We start from the raw sequence: 17,787 nt of genomic DNA, 5'->3' as shown, positions 1-17,787 counted from the left end.
CCGCTGTCATAAATGTTATACATAAAGGAATCTCACAATGACCTTTTCCATGACGCGTCGCTCGGTCCTGACCGGCGCCGCTGCCCTGGCCGGAAGCGCGGCTCTTCCGCTCCCCGCAATCGCGCAGAACCGCCCGCAGCTCCGCATAGGCGCGAACGGCATTCGCAACACGCTGGAACCGATCAATGCGATCTCCAACACCGGCGTACGCGTTTCCAATGCCCTGTTCGACACGTTGATCAAGCGGGACTTCTTTGCGGACGGCGCGCCCGGAAACGGCACCCGGCTGACCGCCGGTCTCGCCGAAAGCTGGGAACGGGAAAACGACCGCTCGGTTCTGGTCACCCTTCGTCAGGGCGTCAAGTTTCACAACGGCCAGGAAATGACCGCGGAAGATGTCGCCTATACGTTCTCCGAGGAACGCCTTTGGGGCGACGAGGCGATCAAGTCGATCCCGAACGGGCGCAATTTCTCCCCCGACTGGGACGAGCCGGAAATTGTCTCCAGATACAAGGTCCGCCTGAAAACCAGGACGCCCTCCTACCAGATCGAGAAATTCGCGGCGTCCTGGATCGCCTGGGTCGTCCCGGCTGGATACTATTCCGGTCTCGGCGCGGAGAAGTTCGGCCAGGCGCCGATCGGCACCGGACCCTACAAACTCCTCGAGCTGCGCGCCGACGACCGGGTCGTGCTGGAACCTTTCGACGACTATTGGGGGGGACGCCCGGCATCAGGTGAACTCCAGTTTATCAGCGTTCCGGAAGGCACGGCCCGGGTGGCGGGTCTCCTCTCCGGCGAATATGACATCATCACTACCCTGACGCCCGACGACATGCCGCTGATCGATAGCCGCCGTGACTATGACACCCGCGGAACCGTTGTCGAGAATTTCCACATGGCCTGCTTCCAGCAGAACCTCAATACATCGTTGAAAGATGCGCGCCTGCGCAAGGCTATCGCCCTTTGCGTGAACCGCCCCGTGCTGAACGAGGTGTTGTGGCAGGGTCTGGCGGATGTTCCCAAGGGTTTCAATTTCGATTTCTACGGCGCGAGTTACGATCCCGAACGCGCTCCCTTCAAACACGACCCCGATCTGGCGCGCGCCCTGCTCGAGGACGTGGGATACAACGGGGAAGAGATCGAGTATCTCGCCTTCACCCACTATTACGCCAATCATGCCAATGCACTGATGATGATGCTGGAAATGTGGAACGAGGTCGGGCTCAACATCAAACCCCGCCTTGAAGGCAACGGCGACAACTGGGGCAAGGTCGACATCTTCAATTGGTCGAACGGCATGCAGATCCCCGATGCCATGGCCACGATGGTCACCGAGTTTGGTCCGGGCCGCACCGTGCAGTCGCGCTTCGGCTGGGATATTCCGGAAGAATACGCCATGCTTTCCGGCGAAGTGTCCGCCCTGCCCGACGGGCCGGAGCGGTTCAACAAGTTCAATCGCATGCGTGACATCTTCGAAGATGAGACGCCAGCGATGGTCCTCTATCGCCCCTACGACGTCTACGCGGCGCGCAGCGATATCGCCTGGAAGCCTCTCAGCTTCGAAATGATGGATCTGCGTCCATACAACCTCAGCTTCGCCTGATGACCTCTGGCCGGGGCGGCGGTGCCGCCCCGGCACCCGCCGGAGTCGATATCTTGCATCCAGCACTTGAACTTGATGACCTTCGTGTCGCCAATGCCGAAGGACAGGCGCTTCTTCATGGCGTCAGCCTGCAATTGGCGCGTGGAGAGGTACTCGGCCTGGTTGGCGAATCCGGCTGCGGCAAGAGCATCACCGGCGCGACCGCCATGGGCATGCTACCGCCCGGGCTTGCCCTTCGCGGGGGCAATGTCAGGATCGCTGGAGAAAGCCTCACGGCATTCAACGAAACCGCGCCGGCCAACGGCATGCGCGGCCGCCATATCGCATTGATTCCGCAGGATGCGACCGCGAGCCTCAACCCCACCCGCACCATCGGCTGGCATCTGGTCGACGGATTGCGCCGCCATCGCGGTCTTGATGCGCGCGAGGCCGGTCGGGCCTCGCGTCAGCTCCTGTCTGAAGTCGGCCTGACGCCCCCGGAAAGATGGGCGCGCGCCTATCCGCATCAATTGTCGGGAGGCATGAACCAGCGTGTCGCGATCGCGCGGGCGCTGACAGGAAATCCTGACATCCTGATCGCCGACGAACCCACGACAGCGCTCGATGTGACAATGCAGGCGCAGGTTCTCGAGCTTCTGACCAATCTGGTTCAGTCGGCCGGTCTTGCATTGCTGTTCATCACCCATGATCTCGGCGTGGTCGCCCAGATCGCGGATCGGGTCGCCGTCATGTATTGCGGCAGGATTGTTGAAACAGCTGCGGTTGCGGCTTTTTTCCATCGGCCCCGCCATCCTTATTCAGAAGGGTTGCTCGCTTCGATCCCCTCCCTGGACCGGCGTCAGGACGTCGCGCCTCTGCCGGGAACCGTGCCGTCCCCGGGCGCATTGCCGGATGGCTGCGCCTTTCATCCGCGCTGCAGCCGGCCCCTGCCCGTTTGCCTCGGGAACCGTCCGCATCTGAACACGGCCGGCGGAGGTCTTGTCGCCTGTCACGCAGCCATGGAGCTCGCCTCCGCATGACCCCGGTTCTCACGGCAAGGAAGCTCCACAGGAGCTTTCGCAGGCACCGGCTTCTGGGGCCGGATTACGTCACCCCGGCGGTACGCGGTGTCGATCTGGAGGTGGAACCTGGCGAATGTCTCGGCATTGTCGGCGAGTCCGGGTGCGGAAAGTCGACACTCGGACGCCTGCTGCTTGGCTTGCTTCCAACCGACAGCGGAACGGTCACCTGTCTGGGAAATCAGCTCGGCGACCTTTCGAAAGCCGACATGCGGCGGTTGCGCGCCAAAATGGCGCTGGTCCATCAAAATCCGCTTGGGGCCCTGGACCCACGGCGTCCGGTCGGAGACCAGATCGCCGAACCTTTGTTGATCCACAGGCACCTTGGATACGCGTCACAATCTGCGCGGGCCGCGCGGAAGGAAGCGGTCCTGCGCGCCGTCGCGCTCGATCCGGTGCTGGCGGACCGTTATCCTCATCGCCTGTCGGGCGGGCAGCGTCAGCGGGTCGTGCTCGCCAGGGCGCTCATCACCGAACCGGAGCTCCTGGTTCTGGACGAACCGGTTTCCGCGCTCGACGTGTCGGTGCAGGCCCAGATCCTCGGTCTCCTGAAAAAGCTCAAGGCCGAAAGCGGCGCCGGACTGGTCTTCATCTCGCACGACCTGCGTGTCGTCCGGCAACTGGCCGACCGGGTCGCCGTCATGTACCGGGGCCAGATCGTCGAACAGGGCTCGACTGAGGCCGTGCTCGATACGCCCCGGCATCCCTACACGCGGCTTTTGCGGGGCGCCGTTCCCTCCCTGGTACCCGGCCACCGGGTGAAATCCGAAAGCCGGGCCATCGACGCATTTCCCGAGGCGGGCTGCAGTTTCGCGCCCAGATGCGAGCAGGCGCGGGTTGGCTGCCGCACCGAATTCCCGGTGCTTTCCAGTTGCGGCGGAAGCCACAGCGTCGCTTGCCTTTACGCCCCCGCACGGGAGGAAATCGCGCGATGACAGGTTATTTTCTGCGCCGGACGCTACGCGCGGTCATCACGCTTTGGGTGGCGGTGACGTTTTTCTTCTTTCTGCTTAGGGTCGATGTGAATATCGGGCTCCTGGCGCTCAACATGAATGCGTCCCAGGAAGCTATCGACTCCTTCAACACCCGCTGGGGCTTCGACAAGTCCCTGCTCGACCAGTACTGGCTCTGGATCACCGGCGCATTGCAGGGGGATTTCGGCTATTCATTCCGCGACGCACGGCCCGCCGCCGACTGGGTCGCCGAGCGTTTGCCGAAAACACTCGAATTATCGCTCGCGGGTTTCGCCCTCATGATCGTGATCGGGGTCCCCGCCGGACTGGCCGCCGCGATCAGGAACGGCACCGCGACGGACCGGACAATCATGAGCCTTGCGGCGGCGGGCTACAGTCTGCCGAGTTTCGTTCTGGGCCTGGCGCTCATGTACACCTTTGCCGTTTACCTGCAGCTGCTGCCCTCCACCGGCAGCACCTCCTTCGCACATCTGATCCTGCCGGCGGCGACCTACGGCCTGACTGGATCCGCGGGGATTGCTCGTTTCACCCGTGCCGCGATGCTGGAAGTGCTCGGAAAGCCCTATATCGCCGCGGCGCGCGCAAGCGGCGCCCCGCCCGCCGCGGTCGTGCTCAGGCATGCGGTGCCGAATGCCGCGATCCCCGTCGTCACGATGCTGGGTTTCAGCGTGGGTCAGCTCGTCGGTCACGCGGTTATCGTCGAAACGGTGTTTGCCTGGCCCGGCCTTGGCCAGGCGCTTATCTCGGCTGTCGCAAACCGGGATCTCGCGGTCGTCCAGGTGCTGGTGGTGGTGTTCGCCACATTCATGATCGGGGCCAATCTTCTTGTGGACATTCTCTACGGTGTACTCGATCCGCGGATCCGGACGGCCGGAGGCGCCAATGGTTGAGGTGACGACAGTCCGCAAGGCGGCAGGAACACCCTGGTCGCTGCGTCTGGCGGCCGGATGGCTGATCCTTGTCCTCATTCTTGCGCTGGTGGGTCCGGCGTTCGCGCCCTACGGCGTCAACGAACAGGACTTCGCCGCACGCTTTGCGCCGCCTGTCCTGGCCGGCGGCACCTGGGCGCATCCGTTCGGTACGGATCAGATCGGACGGGATCTTTTTTCAAGGTTGATCAACGCAATACGCATTTCGCTCTTGCTCGCGCTGCTGGGAACCCTGATCGGCATGGTCATAGGCTCCGTGCTCGGCATGATCGCGGCGCATTTCCGGGGCTGGATTGAGGACGTGATCATGGCGCTGGTCGACTTCCAGGCGGCACTGCCCTTCATCATATTCGCCATCGCCGCTCTGGCGGTTTTCGAGGCCGGCTTCTGGACGTTTCTCCTGATCCTCGGCATCGCAGGCTGGGAACGTTACGCGCGTCTCGTCCGCGCTCTGGTCCTGCAGGCGCAAAACGACGGTTACGCCGACGCGCTGGACAGCCTCGGAGCGCATCCCGTCCGCATCTATCTGTGGCACATCCTGCCGAACATCTTCGGTGCCGTTTCGGTCCAGATGACGATCAATTTTCCCGAGACGATCCTGCTTGAAACCGGCCTGAGCTTCCTCGGTATAGGCATCCAGCCGCCGCATACGAGCCTCGGCCTGCTCGTCTCCGACGGGCGTCCGTACATTTTTCAGGCGATCTGGCTGGTCGCCTTTCCCGGCGCCGCGATCTTCCTGACGACGCTGTCTGTCAGCCTTCTGGGCGACAGGGCACGCGACAGGGCAGACATCCTCACTCGAAAGGACTGACACAATGAGCCATTTCCTGGACACTTGTCCGCACACGCTTGTCTGCGCGCATCGCGGGCATAGCATCGACGGCCACGAAAACAGCATTCATGCTCTTGATCTTGCTGCGAAATACGGTGCTGAAGTCTGTGAAATCGACATACGGCGAAGCGCTGACGGCGTCATGGTCGTTTTTCATGACACGGGACTGAACCAGACCTCTACCGGAGAAGGCGCCGTTTCCGACCATGACTGGGAAACGCTTTCCGGCTTGCGGCATCGCCTGCGCGGCTCATTGCAGGAAGGGGCCTCTCTGAGCCGCCTGGAGGAAATCCTCGATCACGCCCGATCACTGGAGATGAACCTGGTCATCGAACTCAAGGACGATTTCGACGATACCGAGCTTCGCCATTTCTTTTCCATGCTCGAGGAACGGGACATGCAGGACGCTGTCATGATCAGTTCGTTCGATCATGGATTGCTGGTCAGGATCAGGGAACTGAATGCGCGGATCCGGACCTTCGGCATTGTCCATGCCCATCTGATCGATCCGGTCGCCCTGGCGCGCAATGCCGGATTTTCGGGGGTAACGCTCGATTTTCCCATTACGTCGCTGAAAGCCGCTGGCGCCTTGAAGGCAGCCGGTATCGCACCGTCGCACTATCTCAACAGCCGGAACTACTTCACTCAGACGGGAAAGCGCGGCCAGGAAGAACTCGGCAAGGTCATCGACGTCATTCGCACAGGCGATCTCAAAATTCTCTTTTGCGACGACGTCCCCTGGGGCGTCGAGGTCCGGAATGCGAAGGACCTGAACGATGTGAAATTGTCCCGGTCACCCGTGCTGGAAGCCGTGGATCACTAGGCGGACCAGCATCGCGCGTCTTCAAAACCGCCTGGGTACGATACTCCGGGTTTTCGTAATCGAAGCGGCATCCGGCCTTCCAGGCATTGCTGTTGTTACCGCGGTTGGGCAGGCCGCCGGCATCCTTCAGCGTCCGGATCATATGTGTGAGGTTCCACGTCATATGGTCGTGTTGCGTTGGGTAAAGTCGCTATCCCCCCCGCCGGTCCTTCTTCGAGCTCATCGCCACAAGACGGCCCGGGACCCACCCGCCGATCCAGCCACAAAGACGTGGTTGTGAATTTCGCGCACTCAATAGCGCCGATCACGGCACACTTGCTTGATACAATCATCAAATATCCCCAAGATTTTATTTAATTACTTATATTCTAGTAATTTAAACAAAATATTATTCAGATAATACTAAATAGATAAATCACTAAAATAAGAAAATACTAGAATTAACCTCGGAAATCATGAAAAATCGACTTGTAAGCTCTAAATCGAATTAAAATAATGGAGCTTCCCGGCAATAACTTATAATATGTATAGCGCAATACTACCATCATAGGTTTAAAGGGGAGCATCATGGGAAACTGGGAAATCAAGCTGGATGGCAACAAGGCCATTGACCAAATGACAGCGCTCGCGGAAAAACTTTGGAAGGAAATCTCGAAGCCTGCCACTGCGGTCGTTGTCGAACTGCTCAACGAGAGCAACTACGATCTTCGGCACCGTGGCAATTTCGTCTGGCAGGGATTTTTCAAGGAACCGTCACAAGCGGAAATTCCACACGGTTACGGCGCTGTATGGGGTATGGAATCGACCGGAATCGACGGCAGCTTCGGCGCGGCAATCTATCAGCTATGGGAAGGCGACAAGGAGCTACACGTCTATCTGGTGATCGGCAATCTTGTCTATTGGGACGGCGCCCAGCCGCTCTTCACCGCGGAACTCACCACGACGGACCAGTATGGGGAAGGAAAGCCGAGAACCCTGACCTTGCTGAACGAGGGCAAGTCGGCTTCCTGGACGGAAAACTATGCGGATATCGGCGGCGTGAAAATGAATCTGAAGGTCGACATTTGGACCGAGTCCGCCGCCGAAAAGACCAAGAATTTCCGGATTCAGATGACACCGAATCCCTAGGTTCGATACCAAACGCAATTGATGGGAAACCATTTGACCGCGTTTGGTATTAGAGCGTGTTGCGTTTAAGCGGATTCATGGTTTCAGGAAGACGCTCGAGGCAGCGTTTGCTTTGCAAATGCGTTCGGGCGATCTCCTGAATTCAATTTAACGCAACATGCTCTAAGCTAGGAAAGGCCGTTCATTCGCATTGAAGCCTTGAAACCGGTTGGCGATTGAATCCGACCGGTTTCAGCCGTGCCGCGCGCCGTTCTCATCCGCCAGCATATGATCGAACAACCCTGAGTGCAGCGCCTTCGGCAAACCGCTTTGCGGGACAAGTTCCGTTCCGGTGAGCTCGCGCTCATAGAGCCGTTCGATGTCGCTGGTGTCGACGGTCTGCCCGTGCACGACAGAGTCCAGCTTGGTCCTGAAGGCCTCCAGGCCGCCCATGGAGGAAAAATGCCATCCGGCGTCCGGGATGATCTTTACCGGCCGGCTGATGCCGGTAAGATTGCGGTTGCGCAGCCGCAGGAACGGTTGGGTCAGAAGATCCGGAATCCAACGTTTCTTCGTCATCCGCGCCTTTGTCCGGCGTAATTGCTGCGGCGTCGTCAGATACTTCTTTTCGATCATCCGTGAGCCGAGCAGCCATGTTTTCCCCGGCACGATCCTGTTCAGGTGGTGCTTGTGAAGGCTCTGCTCGAACACCAGCAGCCTGCCCTTGTAAAGCCGGTTCCGCAGGACTTTCTCAAGAACGTCGGCGCGGACGATCTCGTCGACATCGGACACCAGGATCAGATCGTCCTGCGCGCAGCTCTCCAGCGCCCGGGCAATGCAGTTGCGCTGATAGTTTTCCCGTTCCCAGTCCTTCTTGCGCCGGCTCTTGTAGACGCCGAGCGCAGGCGGCAGCTCGTCCGGAAATTCGATCTGAAGATCGATGATCTTGTCTGCCCAGGGTGCGAAGCGCTCCCGGTTTTCGGCGAAGTAATAGGGTTTGGCACCGCCCCGCTGGGTCTGGTTGGCTTCAACCAGCACGAAACAATCGACCTGATCGCCCATTTCCCGCAAACGCAGTTCCAGAAGGTCGAATTCGTTATGAAAGACCAAACAGTCGTAGAGCTTCATTTTCAAAGGGTCTTCCATAGCCGGAATTTCGCCCGCACGGCCTTTTCCTGCAAAAACCGCTTTGCCTTGAACGGCAGCGGAAGTTCAAGATCCCCGGCCGGATAGGCACCGGACAGAAACACCTCGTCAAAACGTTTCATGACCGCATCCGGGCGGTAGCACGCCACGCACGAGCGCGCCAGATCGGCATCGCCCGGAGCGGGCGTATATCCGCTCAGCAGGCGGACGAGATCGCGCCGAGTGCGGTAGACCCACTCCCCCTTCGGGGTCATGGCGACATGGTTCTGATCCATGCCCCCCGCCCAACTGAACACCGGCTTGCCCAGCATCAGGAATTCGGCAATGGCGAGGCCGAAACTTTCGCCGATCTTCTTGGCGTTCAGTCCGGCATCGCAACAGGAAATGAACCGCGCTTTTTCCCGCTGCTCGACGATGCGCGGCAGGAACAGCGCCCGGGGGTGCGAGAGGAATTCCTGCGTGTTCACGAACAGGAAATGGAGATTTGACCGCTGTTCCAGAGCCTCGGCGACAGCACGTTGCGCGAAAGGAACGTTGAACTGGTCGAACCCGCCATAGCGGCCGACCACGAAGGCATCGGCCGGAATGTTCAGCTCTGCCCGCAAGGAACCGCCCGTCTCCGGCAGATCGACGATATGCGGCACGGCCGGTGCCCGTCCACCGCTCATCCACTCTGCCAGCCAGTCGGAAACATAGGCATAGACATCGCCATGCGGCTCGAAATGGCGGAACACCGCATGAATGCCGGATCGCTGCGAGGAAAGCGTCAGGGGCCTGCGCTGCCCGTCGCGGATATAGTAGCAGAAGTCGAGTTTGTACGGATCGCTGACCGCGCGGCCGTCTCTTTCCGCTGGAACCGGAACAAGGTTCAGCAACCGCTTGAATTTATCGACGACCGCGGGCGTGCTTTTGGCCTCGTCATAAAAAACCACGGCCTCATGACCAAGCAACGCCTGTGTGCCGAGAGCATAATCATGGAGCGCGACGCTCATGCCGCGTTCGTTCAAGGCACCCGCCTGAAATCCGATGCGCATTCCGGTTCCGTAATTTTAGATCCGCCGGGACCGATATAGGATTTCACGCGGCGGGTCCATGGACAGCAGCACCGAATTGGGCAAACGCAGGCTTTCCGGCCCGGAAACCATCGTGTGCCAGTGGAAGAAAGTCAGAGCTGGTTTGCATCCGCATCGCCGTCCGTCTCGCCGTCTTCCCCGATCATGCCGATTGCGGCCGCGCCCGCCGCAGCGGCCTGAACGGTGTCCGCAGAGACATGCCCGTGCTCGTCCTCGGCGCCGGCAACCCGGACGGTCACCTGGCGATGGGCGAATTTGATGCCGTTCTCCTCGAAGAGATCCCGCAGCCCGGCATAGACGACCTTGCGCAATTCGAACTGCTTGCCGGGTTTGGTGGTGAATTTCACGCGGGCGATCATGGCCGAATCCTCCATGGACATGATGCCCTGGGACTTCAGCGGCGCCAGGAACATCGGACCGAAATATTCATCATCCAGAAGCTCCTGGCCAAAGTTCTTGATGATCTTGCGCATCTTCTCCACGTCCGTGTCGTAGGTGACACGAAAGGCGAGCTTCATCACCGCCCAGTCGCGGGAAAAATTCTCCACCTGCTGGATCTCGCCGAAGGGGATAGTCGTCAGGGCGCCGCGGTGATGACGCAACTGCATGGAGCGGATCGAGATCTTCTCGACCACGCCCTTGGCGCTGCCGATATCGATATATTCGCCTTTGCGGAAGGCGTCGTCGATCAGGTAGAAGGCTCCCGAGAAGATGTCGCGGATGAGCGTCTGGGCCCCGAAGCCGATGGCCAGGCCGACAACACCGGCACCGGCGAAGAGCGGGGCAATGTTCACGCCAAGCTCCGACAGCACCACCATGGAGGCGATCACCACGATGGTGATCAGCAGGAAATTCCGGAAGATGGGAAGCAGCGTCGCGATCCGGCTTTCCCCCGTCCCGCCGACTTCCGCTTCTTCGTCCGTTTCAGCCGGTGTTTCCTTGGCGATCTGCCGGTCGATGAGGATCTTGACCGCTTCGTAAGCCATATAGCCCAGAAACACGACCAGCAGCACCTCGACAAACGAGCCGATCAGGGACCCGCTGCCGGCAAGCGGCAGGCCCCACCACGAAGCCAGAAGATCGAGGGAGCCAAAGGTGATCAGGATGATGGCGCCCCGGTCGAAGAGATCCCGGAAGGGTGTGCGCTTTGCTTCCCGCTCAGCGGCCTCCGCGCGGGCCTGCGCCAGGGCGCTTTCCGGATCGTCGTTACCGCCTTCGCTCTCCTCCGCCCGCTTGATGTCTTCGGCGATCTTCGCCTGAGCGTCCGCGGTATCGAGCCGCGGGAGAAGCACCCGGTCGATGATCAGGATCAGCAGACCATAGGCAAAAGCGGCCAGAAGCAGCGCCTGGATGGGCGCAGCGACCAGTCCCGTCGCATCGGGCAGATCCAGAAGGATACGGACCGCGGAGATGCTCCAGGCGAGGATCAGATAAAGAACCGCGATATAGTGCCAGATACGGGCAAGCACCTTGCGCCAGAACGGGCATTCCTCGCCTTCCTGTCCCCGGACAAGCCGGGCGATGACCTTGCGGTAGACAATGGTAATTGCCAGAAGGATCAGCATGGAGAGCGCCGAAGCCCCGATCAATGCGATCTTGTGCGCGTCGTTCGACAGCCCGAGACGTTCCATCCAGATGCAGAAGGCCACGGCCGTCAGGGAAACGCCTGAGCCGGCAAGCAGCGCTCTGTAGAGCCCCGTAGCCTCGCTGTTTGTCAGCGCGAGCAGGCGATGGGTCTGCGTGTCGGGCGCGAACAGGTTGCGCCAGATGACGCGCACGAGCATGAAGACGGAGACGACACTGAGCACCACAAGCGCTGTTTCGTTGGCGGCCTGCAGGCCGGTTCCGGCAACAAGGTAGACAACCGCGGCGACCGCGAAGAACAGCGCGACGCCCACAGCCATCAAAAGCGCGCGCACATAGAGATAGATGATCTTGTCGGACCGGCTGTAGACTTCCGGCTGATACAGGAAGGCGAATTGCCGGTGTGCCCATCTGCCGAGCAGCGCGTAAGCCGCAAGGCCGACCGCGATGGCGATCGCCACGTCGATCAGCACCGCCGGAAGCCACCCCAGGCCGTGGTCCTCGCCGTGGGCGCGAAGGATATTCAGTATGGAATTGTGGATCGTCGGAATTTCCCCGACGATCGACTTGAATTCATTACGTGCCTCAACCGCCTCGTCGGAAAATCCTTCCAGAGCCTCGATGAGGCCCGCACCCGCACCTTCCTCGTCTTCAGCCCCTCGTTCCGCCGCTGCGCCGGCAACCCCGGACGCCTCACCCGTCCCGGAGGAAACAGCCGAGCCTTGTTCGGCCCCGACGAGACCTTTAAAGGTGCCGGGAATACCCTGTGCCTGCCCCTCGAAAGGTCCAGCGACAGCAGTGAGAACAACAACGCTCAATGCCAGCAGAAACGGGACAGCCTTTCGCATCAAGTCCGGTGCCGGATTGAAACGGGCGGGAAATTTGATTGAAAAGCGCATATGGGCCCCACGGCAAGTCGCGTTGACGGTCCTTGCCTTTGTTAAGCACGGTTCGCAATATTTTGGAAGTTAACCGGCTTGTAGCTGCACCACCCAAAGAAAAAGGCCCGGACTGCGGACCGGACCTTACAAAATGTAATTCAGATCAACAGACCTCCAATCGCATTCGATTGGAGGTCTGAAAGTTGATCGGCTTTAGAGTTGCATGCCTCAATGGAGGACGATGTTCTGCCAATGCGACATCTTGCGCTTGGCTTCTGCAACGCTCATGCGCTCGAACAGTTTCATCGCATCGCTACGCGCTTCCGGCGTCAGACGGTGACGCCAGGGACCGATGGAAAGCAATGACCCGACGGTGATCGAGGAAAAGCCGGAGGCCTTGGCCAGGATCACGAAAGGTTCCGGATCCGGACGCACCATCCAGTGGCTCACTTCCTCCACGCCGCAACGGACCAGCCAGGCGAAGGTTGCGACGACTTCGGCAAAGCGGTCCTCGGAAGCGAAACGGCGCAGGGCGGCTTCGTTGACCATGCCGCGCTTGGCAAGCAGGATGATCCGGCTGCGCGCGGTTTCGAAATCGTAACGGCCCAGCCAGTATTGGTTCGACATGCGCTGGGCCGCGACTTGCGCCGCTTCCTCAACACGTTCGGCTTCGTCGCCGCGCCCTGCCGCGTGGAGTTTCTTGCGGACTTCCTCGCTGGCGACCGAAACCAGGCTGGCAATATGCGCCTCGGCGAGATCCGCGCGTTCGCTCAACGAGAGTTGCAAGGTTGCGTCCGACGCCGCGTCGCTGATCAGCGCCATGACCGACGCATCGGACAGACAGGCGCCGTCATTGCCGGCAACCTTCCGTTTGACCTTGAGATCGCCCGTCCGCACCAGGATATCCGTCAGTTCCTCGGACAGAACTTCACGCTGGGCAATCGCGAAGCGGTGAGCGTTGCTGCGTTTTTCCGCGATCTTGATCAGGTCCGCGTCGCGCAGGACGGTCGATCTGAGAAGAATGGGTTCGGCCACCTCGATGTCGTCATCGGCGAGCCGGCGGATCGTTTCCTCCGGTCCGCGGCGAAGACTGGACATCTGGTCCGCCACATAGCGCCGGACTTCCGCCTCCACCATATCGACCAGACGCAAAAGAACGGAGTCGTAAATATCGACCTGCTCGTCCGAACACCGGTCGGAGGTCAATGCGAACAACGTTGCGACATGCCGGGCGAGTTCCGCCCGTCTGGCGCTGCCAGCTTCCCCGGTCAGCTCCGAAAAGTTTACCAGTTCTGTTTTCAACGCTTCGGTCATGCTTCGATACCAGTTCTCAAATTTTTGCCTATGCGGCGGTGATACCGAGGATGAAGCGGAGTTTTAAAAAAGAACAAAAGACCCGTTCCGAGAATGTAATTATTTTTTTCTCAAACTTGAGGACAATTGTAATATCGTTGCGTCATATAGAAATAAGTTATTGAAAATGAACATTTTTCTGGGAATTCATTTCCAGTTAACCGCTTGAATAAGCAGCCTGAGAAATCGCTCATCTTTCCTGAAATTGTTTCCGGATCGAGGTTTTTCAGGCGTCCGGGCGACCGAAACCCATCCATTTGTTAACGCGCGTCGCACCGATATTCGAGTGCAAGACGATAGCCTGGCCAACTTGCCTGGCGCTGTATCTGGATCTCTGGGCAGGTTTCTGCAAACCGGTTTTTTGCACTGTGCCAACGAAAAAGCAGACCCCACCAGGTACGGTCCCTCAGGTCTGGCACGCTTGGCAGTGGCCAGTTCGCCTAATTTAAAAATATTTATCTTTTTTTATTGCCCAGACTTGGATCGAGACGTAATAAAGAAAGATATATATTTTTTTATTGGAGGTGGACATGCCCCCTGAAATTCGTCGGATTTATTCTCCCCTCTGCGGCTCCTCAAGGCGGGATGGTTTTTTGAGGAAAATTCTCCGTGCATGGACAAGTTGGTCGACTTGCCGCGGACGGCGCAGAACCCTGAGTTCCCTCCCCGATGACATCCTCAGGGACATTCTGGCCGACGAAGACGCGGAAAGAGCGCGGGAGGAAATCCGCCGCTCTCTCTTGGGGATCGACTGAAGTCTATTCCGCGGCGGTGAGCATGAGCCTTGAGGTCTCGGCTTCATCGTTGCCACCATCATTGCTCGTGTGCAGCTGTTCAAGCAGGATCAGGCGCTTTTCGGCGGCTTTGTGCATGCTCTCTTCCTTTACCGGACCGAAGCCGCGGACAAGGTCGGGCACGCGGGCCAACTCGACCAGCAGTCCGTAATTGCCGTCCGGCAGCCGGTTCAGGATTTCCGCGATATCCGCCTCATACCGGGCGATCAGGGCCCGTTCGGCCCGGCGCTCGGCGTTGCGGGCAAAGGGATCGAACCACTTGCCGCGAATTCCCCTGAACTTCGCCAGCACCTTGAAGACGCCGAACACCCAGGGGCCGAAAGCCATCTTTTCCGGCCTACCGGTCTTGGGATCCTTGCGATGGGCGAGGATCGGCGGCGCCAGGTGCACCTTGAGCTTGCGCGGGTTTTCGAACCGTTGCGCGATTTTCTGCCGGAAGGCGGGATCGGAATAAAGCCGGGCGACTTCATATTCGTCCTTGTAGGCCATCACCTTGAAGAGGAAGTCGGCAACAGTCCGCGTCAGACGCAGGGTTCCCGGCCCGTGAGCCTCGTCCGCCGCCTTGACTTTCGCCACAAGGCCCTGGTAGCGGGCTGCGTAAGCGGCATCCTGGTAGCCGGTCAGTTCCAGCGCATTGAAGGCGATCTTCTCGTCCAGGCTGAATTCACGCGGTTTTGTCTCGCCCGGAAGCGCGTTCAGCAGTTTTTGAGCATCCGCGGCCAGGATACGTCCGGCACGGAACGCCTTGATATTGCTTGCAACCGAAGCGCCGTTGAGTTCCAGAGCCGTCTCGATGGCATAGTCGGTGACCGGCAGGCCGCCGCTCTGATAGGCCATGCCGACAAGCAGCATGTTGGCATAGATGGCATCGCCCAAAAGCTTTTCGGCGATATCCGCCGCATTCACGGCGAGATAGGTGCCCGATGCTGCGTTCAGGGCGGTATCCATGCGCTTTTCATCGAAGGAAAGGGTCTGCTTCAGGACGAACTCCGCCGTCGGCGCGACCTTGGTATTCGCCACGGTCAGGGTATGGCCGCGGTGCGCCAGCGCGAGCTGGTCCGCATTGGTTGCAACGACCATGTCGCTGGCAATCAGCAGATCGAGACTGGCCGCCGGAACACGCGGCCCCTCGATGGATCTGTCGCTCGCCGCGAAGCGGATATGAGATGTGACCGGGCCGCCTTTCTGGGCAAGGCCGGTCATGTCCAGCGTGGACGCCTGTTTGCCGTCCACATGGGCGGCCATGGCAAGGACGGCGCTGATCGTTGTCACGCCCATGCCGCCGATACCGGCCACGAGGGCATTGCGGGTGCGTTCGAGCGAAGCCAGAACCGGCTGCGGCAGGTCACCCACCAGCGCATCGATATCGACATCGGCCTTCTTCGGCTTTTTCAGCTCCGCGCCTTCGATCTCCACAAAGGACGGACAGAACCCCTTGATGCAGGAGAAGTCCTTGTTGCAGCTCGACTGGTTGATCACCCGCTTTTCGCCGAACGGCGTCGCCAGCGGCTCGACCGACAGGCAGTTGGACTGAACCGAGCAGTCGCCGCAGCCCTCGCAGACGCGGTCGTTGATGAACAGCCGCTTGTCCGGATCCGGGAACAGGCCGCGCTTGCGCCGGCGGCGTTTTTCCGCCGCGCAGGTCTGGTCGTAGACGATGACGGAGACGCCCTTGAAGGATTGCAGCTCCTTCTGGACATCCATCAGTTCGTCACGGTGATACACCTTGGTGCCTGGAGCAATCGGTGACCAGGAGCCGTAGTTTTCCGGGGTCTCCGAAACGATGGCAATCCGTTCCACCCCTTCCGCCTCGAGCTGGCGGGTGATCTGCGGAACGGAAAGCTGGCCGTCGACTTTCTGGCCGCCGGTCATGGCGACCGCGTCATTGTAGAGGATCTTGTAGGTGATCGGCACATTCGACGCCAGCGCCTGGCGGATCGCCAGAATGCCGGAATGGAAATAGGTGCCGTCGCCGACATTGGCGAACACGTGGCTGTCGCCGGAAAACGGCTGCTGGCCGACCCACAGAATACCCTCGCCGCCCATGGCGATCTGGCCATCCGTGGTGCGCCCGGCCATTTCCGTCATGGCGTGACAGCCGATCCCCGGCAGGGAGCGGGACCCTTCGGGCGTCAGCGTGGACGTCGAATGCGGGCATCCGGAACAGAAATAGGGTATGCGGGCGGCCCGCTCCGCATGGCCCTGAGCCCACATGACCTGATGCGTCATGCGGCTCGCAAGGGCGCGCATGTCATCGGAAACCGCGTCATCCGGCAGCCAGGTCATCAGGCCTTCGATAATTTCGGCCACCGACAGTTCAAGCACGTCGGACAGGAACGGCATTCCGTCCGGTTGCCGTTTGCCCCAGATTTCCGGTCGGCTCATATGCGGCCAGTGATAGGAGATTTCCTTGATCTGCGGTTCCATGAAGCCGCGCTTGTGCTCGACGACGAGCAGGCGTTCGGCGCCGCGGGCAAACTCGCGCAGGCCATGCGGTTCCAGCGGCCAGGTCATGGCGACCTTGTAGACGGCAAGGCCCAGCGCCTTGGCGAAATCTTCCGAAATGCCCATCAGGTCCAGCGCCTGCAGCAGATCGCGATACGCCTTGCCCGATGTCACGATGCCGAGCTTGACCTGGCCGCGCGTGCCGAAGCTCACCCGGTCGAGGCCGTTGGCGCGTGCGTAGATATGCGTCGCCGGAATGCGAATGTCGCGCAGCAGGCGTTCGGTCTCCAGCCGGTTGGCGAGAAGCAGATCGCGGTTCTGGCGGTAGTCCTTGCGCGGGTCGCCCTCGAGCGGGCGAACGAGCTGCAACCGCTTCGGGGAGATATCAATCGTCGCCGAGGCATCCATGGTGTCGGCGACACAGATGAGCGCGGTCCAAAGGCCGGTGAACCGGGACATCTCAAGTCCGTGCAGGCCGTAGTCGAGCACGTCCTGGATATCGGAGGGATTGAGCACCGGAATTTCCGCATGCTCGAAATAGAATTCGCTTTGCGCCGGCAAAATGGAGGACTTTGCCAGGTGATCGTCACCGGCAAGGGCAAGAACGCCGCCATTACGGTCGGTGCCGGAGGCATTCGCCTGTCGCAAGACGTCCCCCGCCCGGTCGACGCCCGGCGACTTGCCGTACCAGATCCCGAAGACACCGTCGTAATCGGTCGCGCGGCCGATGCCGCCCTCGCCGCGCAGTTTCTGACTGCCCCACACGGCGGTCGCGCCCAGTTCCTCGTTCACGCCCGGTTTGAAGACGACATCATGGTGCTTGAGATGGCGCTGCGCCCGCATCAGTTCGGTGTCATAGCCCGCGAGCGGCGAGCCGCGATAGCCGGAGATGAACCCGCCGGTTTTCAGCCCCGCCTGCCGGTCGAGCCTTGCCCGGTCCAGAGCCAGACGGACCAGCGCCTGGATCCCGGTCAGGTAGACCCGCCCCTGAGTGGCGACATATTTGTCTTCAAGGGTCACCGCTGGCATATGCACATTCATCCGACATCCTCCTAGACCGGCAATTCGGGCGGCAGCGCGTCCGGTCAACCTCTTCTCAGATAAATATCATCCTTTTCTCCGGTAATTTCTGTGCTATCGTCACGGCAATTCGCCCCAACACAGCATAAAAATTCCTGAATCCTT

At 60.1% G+C, this 17,787-nt stretch carries 12 protein-coding genes; 7 read left to right on the top strand and 5 right to left on the bottom strand.

All coding sequences use genetic code 11. The annotated features are described in order from the left end of the window. Window positions 1-37 precede the first annotated feature (37 nt). From CLV41_RS25410 to CLV41_RS25375, 7 genes are all read left to right on the top strand, one after another. Window positions 38-1,603, top strand: coding sequence for an ABC transporter substrate-binding protein (locus CLV41_RS25410; protein WP_235867255.1), 1,566 nt, complete (start codon window positions 38-40; stop codon window positions 1,601-1,603). A gap of 53 nt (window positions 1,604-1,656) precedes the next feature. After that, a complete protein-coding gene (locus tag CLV41_RS25405) occupies window positions 1,657-2,622 on the top strand; it encodes an ABC transporter ATP-binding protein (RefSeq protein WP_170107317.1) in 966 nt (321 codons plus the stop codon). Then, window positions 2,619-3,596 carry an ABC transporter ATP-binding protein gene (locus tag CLV41_RS25400; protein ID WP_103225289.1) on the top strand — a complete coding sequence of 326 codons (978 nt, stop codon included), beginning with the start codon at window positions 2,619-2,621 and terminating at the stop codon, window positions 3,594-3,596. Before CLV41_RS25405 ends, CLV41_RS25400 begins: the two co-directional genes overlap by 4 nt. Further along, window positions 3,593-4,525, top strand: coding sequence for an ABC transporter permease (locus tag CLV41_RS25395; protein ID WP_103225288.1), 933 nt, complete (start codon window positions 3,593-3,595; stop codon window positions 4,523-4,525). Before CLV41_RS25400 ends, CLV41_RS25395 begins: the two co-directional genes overlap by 4 nt. Continuing rightward, window positions 4,518-5,375, top strand: coding sequence for an ABC transporter permease (locus CLV41_RS25390; protein WP_103225287.1), 858 nt, complete (start codon window positions 4,518-4,520; stop codon window positions 5,373-5,375). The genes CLV41_RS25395 and CLV41_RS25390 overlap by 8 nt, the downstream gene beginning before the upstream one ends. A 4-nt stretch (window positions 5,376-5,379) precedes the next feature. Further along, window positions 5,380-6,219, top strand: coding sequence for a glycerophosphodiester phosphodiesterase (locus CLV41_RS25385; protein WP_103225286.1), 840 nt, complete (start codon window positions 5,380-5,382; stop codon window positions 6,217-6,219). A gap of 567 nt (window positions 6,220-6,786) precedes the next feature. Continuing rightward, the gene (locus CLV41_RS25375; protein ID WP_103225285.1) at window positions 6,787-7,347 is read left to right on the top strand and encodes a hypothetical protein; all 561 of its coding nucleotides are present in this window, start codon (window positions 6,787-6,789) and stop codon (window positions 7,345-7,347) included. A 231-nt stretch (window positions 7,348-7,578) separates the two neighbouring features. Here CLV41_RS25375 and CLV41_RS25370 read toward each other — a convergent pair whose 3' ends face one another. The 5 genes from CLV41_RS25370 to CLV41_RS25350 form a co-directional block, all read right to left on the bottom strand. Continuing rightward, complete coding sequence (locus CLV41_RS25370; RefSeq protein ID WP_170107316.1) at window positions 7,579-8,454, bottom strand: glycosyltransferase family 17 protein; 876 nt, start codon at window positions 8,452-8,454, stop codon at window positions 7,579-7,581. A 2-nt stretch (window positions 8,455-8,456) separates the two neighbouring features. Continuing rightward, a complete protein-coding gene (locus tag CLV41_RS25365; RefSeq protein ID WP_103225283.1) occupies window positions 8,457-9,506 on the bottom strand; it encodes a glycosyltransferase family protein in 1,050 nt (349 codons plus the stop codon). Window positions 9,507-9,637: 131 nt separating this feature from the next. After that, complete coding sequence (locus CLV41_RS25360) at window positions 9,638-11,977, bottom strand: mechanosensitive ion channel family protein (RefSeq protein WP_103225310.1); 2,340 nt, start codon at window positions 11,975-11,977, stop codon at window positions 9,638-9,640. A 261-nt stretch (window positions 11,978-12,238) separates the two neighbouring features. After that, window positions 12,239-13,324: a DUF2336 domain-containing protein gene (locus tag CLV41_RS25355; protein WP_103225282.1), complete on the bottom strand. Its 1,086-nt coding sequence runs from the start codon at window positions 13,322-13,324 to the stop codon at window positions 12,239-12,241. Between the two features lie 797 nt (window positions 13,325-14,121). Continuing rightward, window positions 14,122-17,643, bottom strand: coding sequence for an indolepyruvate ferredoxin oxidoreductase family protein (locus CLV41_RS25350; RefSeq protein ID WP_103225281.1), 3,522 nt, complete (start codon window positions 17,641-17,643; stop codon window positions 14,122-14,124). Window positions 17,644-17,787: the final 144 nt, after the last annotated feature.

This window comes from Roseibium marinum, assembly GCF_002906165.1.
Taxonomy (GTDB): Bacteria; Pseudomonadota; Alphaproteobacteria; order Rhizobiales; family Stappiaceae; genus Roseibium; species Roseibium marinum.
The sequence above is the reverse complement of the archived record's forward strand: the minus strand, read 5'-3'. Positions and strand labels throughout refer to the sequence as shown.

Coding starts and splice junctions, on each gene's coding strand:
- CLV41_RS25395 (WP_103225288.1), top strand. CDS start 3,593: ATGACAGGTTATTTTCTGCGCCGGACGCTACGCGCGGTCATCACGCTT.
- CLV41_RS25360 (WP_103225310.1), bottom strand. CDS start 11,977: ATGCGAAAGGCTGTCCCGTTTCTGCTGGCATTGAGCGTTGTTGTTCTC.
- CLV41_RS25350 (WP_103225281.1), bottom strand. CDS start 17,643: ATGAATGTGCATATGCCAGCGGTGACCCTTGAAGACAAATATGTCGCC.
- CLV41_RS25390 (WP_103225287.1), top strand. CDS start 4,518: ATGGTTGAGGTGACGACAGTCCGCAAGGCGGCAGGAACACCCTGGTCG.
- CLV41_RS25355 (WP_103225282.1), bottom strand. CDS start 13,324: ATGACCGAAGCGTTGAAAACAGAACTGGTAAACTTTTCGGAGCTGACC.
- CLV41_RS25365 (WP_103225283.1), bottom strand. CDS start 9,506: ATGCGCATCGGATTTCAGGCGGGTGCCTTGAACGAACGCGGCATGAGC.
- CLV41_RS25385 (WP_103225286.1), top strand. CDS start 5,380: ATGAGCCATTTCCTGGACACTTGTCCGCACACGCTTGTCTGCGCGCAT.
- CLV41_RS25375 (WP_103225285.1), top strand. CDS start 6,787: ATGGGAAACTGGGAAATCAAGCTGGATGGCAACAAGGCCATTGACCAA.
- CLV41_RS25370 (WP_170107316.1), bottom strand. CDS start 8,454: ATGAAGCTCTACGACTGTTTGGTCTTTCATAACGAATTCGACCTTCTG.
- CLV41_RS25410 (WP_235867255.1), top strand. CDS start 38: ATGACCTTTTCCATGACGCGTCGCTCGGTCCTGACCGGCGCCGCTGCC.
- CLV41_RS25400 (WP_103225289.1), top strand. CDS start 2,619: ATGACCCCGGTTCTCACGGCAAGGAAGCTCCACAGGAGCTTTCGCAGG.